Source organism: Vibrio sp. V42_P2S4T144 (assembly GCF_009904715.1).
Lineage (GTDB): Bacteria > Pseudomonadota > Gammaproteobacteria > Enterobacterales > Vibrionaceae > Vibrio > Vibrio alginolyticus.
Genome location: NZ_WXWS01000447.1, coordinates 1 through 4,455, shown reverse-complemented (window position 1 = coordinate 4,455; position 4,455 = coordinate 1). Strand labels below are relative to the sequence as shown.

At 42.6% G+C, this 4,455-nt stretch carries 5 protein-coding genes and 1 pseudogene; 3 read left to right on the top strand and 3 right to left on the bottom strand.

Annotation, left to right across the window (positions count from 1 at the left end; translation table 11 throughout):
• On the bottom strand, window positions 1-125 hold a 125-nt coding region (locus tag CAG68_RS15050), incomplete at its 3' end, for a S1-like domain-containing RNA-binding protein (RefSeq protein WP_161441326.1).
• A gap of 192 nt (window positions 126-317) precedes the next feature.
• Between CAG68_RS15050 and CAG68_RS15045 the strand changes: the two genes are divergently transcribed.
• A complete protein-coding gene (locus tag CAG68_RS15045) occupies window positions 318-1,670 on the top strand; it encodes a hypothetical protein (RefSeq protein WP_005377421.1) in 1,353 nt (450 codons plus the stop codon).
• A gap of 33 nt (window positions 1,671-1,703) precedes the next feature.
• Here the strand turns inward: CAG68_RS15045 and CAG68_RS15040 are convergent, their stop codons facing one another.
• A complete protein-coding gene (locus tag CAG68_RS15040; RefSeq protein WP_005377418.1) occupies window positions 1,704-2,201 on the bottom strand; it encodes a DUF4442 domain-containing protein in 498 nt (165 codons plus the stop codon).
• A gap of 372 nt (window positions 2,202-2,573) precedes the next feature.
• Between CAG68_RS15040 and CAG68_RS15035 the strand changes: the two genes are divergently transcribed.
• Both CAG68_RS15035 and CAG68_RS15030 read left to right on the top strand, forming a co-directional pair.
• Complete coding sequence (locus tag CAG68_RS15035) at window positions 2,574-3,632, top strand: 3-deoxy-7-phosphoheptulonate synthase (RefSeq protein WP_005390197.1); 1,059 nt, start codon at window positions 2,574-2,576, stop codon at window positions 3,630-3,632.
• A gap of 21 nt (window positions 3,633-3,653) precedes the next feature.
• The gene (locus CAG68_RS15030) at window positions 3,654-4,136 is read left to right on the top strand and encodes a YajQ family cyclic di-GMP-binding protein (RefSeq protein ID WP_054730268.1); all 483 of its coding nucleotides are present in this window, start codon (window positions 3,654-3,656) and stop codon (window positions 4,134-4,136) included.
• 101 nt (window positions 4,137-4,237) lie between these two features.
• Here the strand turns inward: CAG68_RS15030 and CAG68_RS22385 are convergent.
• Window positions 4,238-4,455: pseudogene (locus CAG68_RS22385) on the bottom strand (siroheme synthase); the annotation flags it as partial.

Below are 4,455 nucleotides of genomic sequence, written 5' to 3'. Positions count from 1 at the left end.
TCAGTACCCTCTGGTACATACTTACTAGGTAGTAGAACAGAACCGTAATCATCGCCATCCAGAAATACGCCAAAATCAGCCTTTTTAATGACTTCTAAGCTGTTAATTTGACCAATTTTAATCATTGATTTTGTCTCTTTTTAAATTTACGTGGAATTATACCTAAACTAACAAGAAAATCAGAGAGAAAAGCATAGTGCTCTGTTATGCTGTTGTCGTTCAGCTATATGCCCCAGTCACTCTTTTAGCACTCTTATACTTACCTGCTCAACGGAACGCATAAGTTAAGAATGCTTTAGCAAAGTCAGGAGCTTTCTTTGGTCACCGTCGATAAACAAGACTCAATAACATTAAAAATCAGTCATGCACTCGCAAAGAGCAAAAGTGTCGACCTAGATATTTACTTTTTTATACCTGGTGAGCTTGGTTTAAACGCCGATATCATCAGTGAATCCGAATTTTATTACACCTCAATCACACAGCAACGATCTTATTACAGTACTGAAATCCTTCTTCCGCTAGTACACAGTCGACTTGCCAAACGTGGACGCCTGTCGAATCAGCAATACCGAGTAAGTTTGAGTTTGTTCGCTTACCAATACGTTATCGCGCTAGACAAAGCGGTAGCAAGTTTAAACAAGCATGAGAACAACTCCGTAACGGAAGATGAAGTGGACGAAGTTATCGAGCTCACGCTTGAGATCTTAAAGCGCTTGCGGCGTTCTATTCCTTACGAAGAGAACTTAAAACGCTACTACGTTAACATCGATAACTATCTGTCTTGGTATACCGAGCAAAAGTTCCTGTCACTGGTGGCCCACCTACCACGTGAAGGCGACTATGGCACGATCAAGAAGCGCCTGATCACGCTATGTGAGAAAGAGCAAGCCCATCGTAAACTCAACAAATACAACTCATCAAGAGTCGTTGAAGACGTTACTCGCTTATCTAACAAAATGCGCTTGCTAAGGCGATTGATTGAACACCCTATCGTGCTTCGTGAAGAAACCATATCGATGGGTAACAACATCAAGCGTGCAATCAAAGGCATTGCAACTGGTTTAGTGATGGTTGTCGTGACCTCTACCGTGATTCTCGCTCGCGATTATCTGGGGGAAATTTCTGCTTCATTCATTATCGCGATGTCTTTTATTTACGCTTTACGAGAAATCTTTAAAGATGATTTACGCGATGCTATGTGGCGATGGATCCGTAAAGGCAAGCCAAAATGGCGTAAGAAGTATGTTGATCCAACGACGAAAAAAGTGGTTGGCAAAAAATTGGAGTGGCTCGATTATCGTACCTTAAGTAGCTTGCCGGATAAGATTCAAAGAATACGTAAAAAACGCGTCGTTCAACGTGAAGAGCAGATTCTTCATTATCACGAGAAAACCGAAATGGCGACCTCTCTTTTCTTGAGTGGTTACGAACAAACGAGAGAAACATTGAACATCAGTTTACGCCCTATCATCCGCTTGATGGATAAAAGCTCAAACCGAGTTTACCGTTTAAATGAAGGTCAAGTAACCAAAGAGTCAGTAGAGAAACGTCATTTGCTCAATGTGATTGTCAAAGAGGACAACCACACCGATGAGCCTGTTTATTACCGCTGGAAAGTGGTCTTAAATCGCTCCAAAATCGTCTCTATCGAGAAGATTGAACTCAATTAAGCCAACGCCTTTAAACAAACGAGCCACAAACCACTAGGCAGCCTCTTTTCTTTGTTGGGCTGCTTTTTTTATCGAAAGAGTAAGCGAGAATTCAGCCATTGGCTCGTCACCATGTAAGTTAGGACACAGCGCGACAATTTTTACGTCACGATTTACTCGTTCACCCGTTGCCAAGGTGTGCTCGAGCATCTCATCAATGACATGACCATCGTTACAAACAAAGTGCACATCGGCTTCCGGGCGCTTTAAAAACTCGGCTTTCACACCTTTAAATGCTAGCGAGATCGCTTCTCCCTTTTCTTGCGCTTTACTCATAGCAAGAAAACCACCAGCAACATCAGCGCCAACGGCTAAAGCGCCGAAATACATGCTATTCAGGTGGTTCTTCGTTCTTCTGCGCAATGGGATACGAACCTCAACATGCTTGCTATCTATCGCAATGATTTTAGGGTGGCAAAGCCAAATCAGCGGCACTTTCGAAAAGCCAAACAGATTTAGATACAAATTCGCACGACGTAGAGCTGATAACATTTTGGTCTCCTTACCAATCTAGTCAGACCAGTTAATCAACGAAAGAAATAGATGTCAAAGAAATGTTAACAAAAGCTCGATCTCACGAGTTATTTAACCCTCATAAAGTGACGGCGTCACCCGTAAGGTATGAAGTTTATCGCAGTTACTTAGATTACCTTACAGCGAGATAGATAAAATGGTTATAAATTCAAATGTATATATATTGATTTAATGATCAAGTTTTGTCATTTATACATAAGTCATTTAAATGAATACCTACACCTTTGTATACAATTCGGTATTTCCTGGCGAAGATTCCCGTGAAACGGTTTATTCCTGCCTGTAATTCCGTTATCTTTACCCCTTCGCAATAGAGAATAAAGCTATAACATGCCTATAAAAACAGATGAATTGAGAACCCAACCTTTGGGTCCAATGCCTACCCCAGCAGAGCTAGGTAGTGTACATCCTATTACGGATGACGTTGCAGACCGTATCGCTCAATCTCGTCGTCAGATTGAAAACATTTTATCGGGTGAAGACGATCGCCTTCTTGCGATTGTAGGTCCGTGTTCTGTTCACGACACTGAAGCTGCCATTGATTACGCCACTCGCCTGAGTGAAATCCAAGACAAGTACAAAGACGAACTGTTTATCGTGATGCGTACTTACTTTGAAAAGCCTCGTACAGTAGTTGGTTGGAAAGGTTTGATTACGGACCCTAACCTAGATGGTTCTTACGCACTTGAAGCTGGTCTTCATAAAGCTCGTAAACTACTACTGGATATCAACAAGCTTGGTCTTGCGACTGCTACTGAGTTTCTTGATATGATCACTGGCCAATACATCGCGGATTTGATCACTTGGGGCGCGATTGGTGCTCGCACAACAGAATCACAAATTCACCGTGAAATGGCGTCGGCACTATCTTGCCCAGTTGGTTTCAAAAATGGCACAAATGGCAACGTAAAAATTGCAATTGATGCAATTCGCGCATCGAAAGCATCGCATTACTTCTACTCGCCAGATAAGAACGGTCGAATGACGGTTTACCGCACAAGTGGTAACCCTTATGGTCATATTATTCTGCGCGGTGGAGAAAAAGGCCCTAACTTTGATGAAGCATCAGTCAAACAAGCATGTGATGCTTTAGCTGAGTTTGGATTGCCACAACGTTTGGTTGTGGATTTCAGCCATGCAAACTGTCAGAAGCAACACAGAAAACAAATCGACGTAGCTCAGGACATTTGTAACCAAATTAAGTCAGGCAGCACTCGTATTGCGGGTATCATGGCTGAAAGCTTTATTCTTGAAGGCAATCAGCCAATGACTGACATCAATAACCTAACGTATGGTCAGTCTATTACAGATCCATGCCTAGGTTGGGAAGACACTGCTACAATGCTAGATATGCTGGCAAGCGCTGTTAAGTCCCGAAAGTCCCTATAACAAAATAATCAAGGAATCTTCATGCCATCGTTTGATATTGTTTCTGAAATCGATACGGTTGAACTACGTAACGCCGTTGATAACGCTAACCGTGAATTGTCTACTCGTTTCGATTTCCGCAACGTAAATGCGAGCTTTGAGCTAGTAGAAGAAAACGTAAAAATGTCTGCGGAAGGTGACTTCCAACTTAAGCAAATGCGCGACATTTTACGCGGCCACTTAGCGAAGCGTAACATTGACGCGAACGCAATGGATGCACAAGACCCAGACGTTACTGGTAAAAACTGGCACCAAACTCTGCTTTTCCGCCAAGGTATTGATACTCCAACGGCGAAAAAAGTAGTGAAACTTATCAAAGACGCAAAGTTAAAAGTACAAGCCTCTATTCAAGGCGACAAAGTACGTGTTACTGGTAAGAAACGCGACGACCTGCAAGCGACAATGGCAGCGATTCGTGGAGCAGAGATGGGTATCCCATTCCAGTTTAACAACTTCCGTGATTAATCAATCTGAGAAGTAAATAAAAACGCCAGCGCATAATCCGCTGGCGTTTTTTATTGGCTTTAGTGTAACGAACTACGTATCCACTTTAGCATTTGGCATTGCTAGATAACTAAGTCCTGCCCTTGCAGCAATACGAATTCGCTCGTTCCTTGTGGTATGAACACGCAAATTCGAAGCTTTTCAGCTTTAGCCTTAGCCAGCATATCCGAAAGCTCAGCAGCGCTCGAGAAAGCTTCTCTTTCTGCATCTCTTCGTATTAGTTCTAACACATTCGCTTCACATCGAGTTGAGTACAGAGCTAGCTCCGCTTGTTGCATAT

What these genes read in the sequence shown, in the direction of transcription:
- CAG68_RS15040 (WP_005377418.1), bottom strand. Translation starts at nt 2,201, where the DNA reads ATGTTATCAGCTCTACGTCGTGCGAATTTGTATCTAAATCTGTTTGGC.
- CAG68_RS15035 (WP_005390197.1), top strand. Translation starts at nt 2,574, where the DNA reads ATGCCTATAAAAACAGATGAATTGAGAACCCAACCTTTGGGTCCAATG.
- CAG68_RS15030 (WP_054730268.1), top strand. Translation starts at nt 3,654, where the DNA reads ATGCCATCGTTTGATATTGTTTCTGAAATCGATACGGTTGAACTACGT.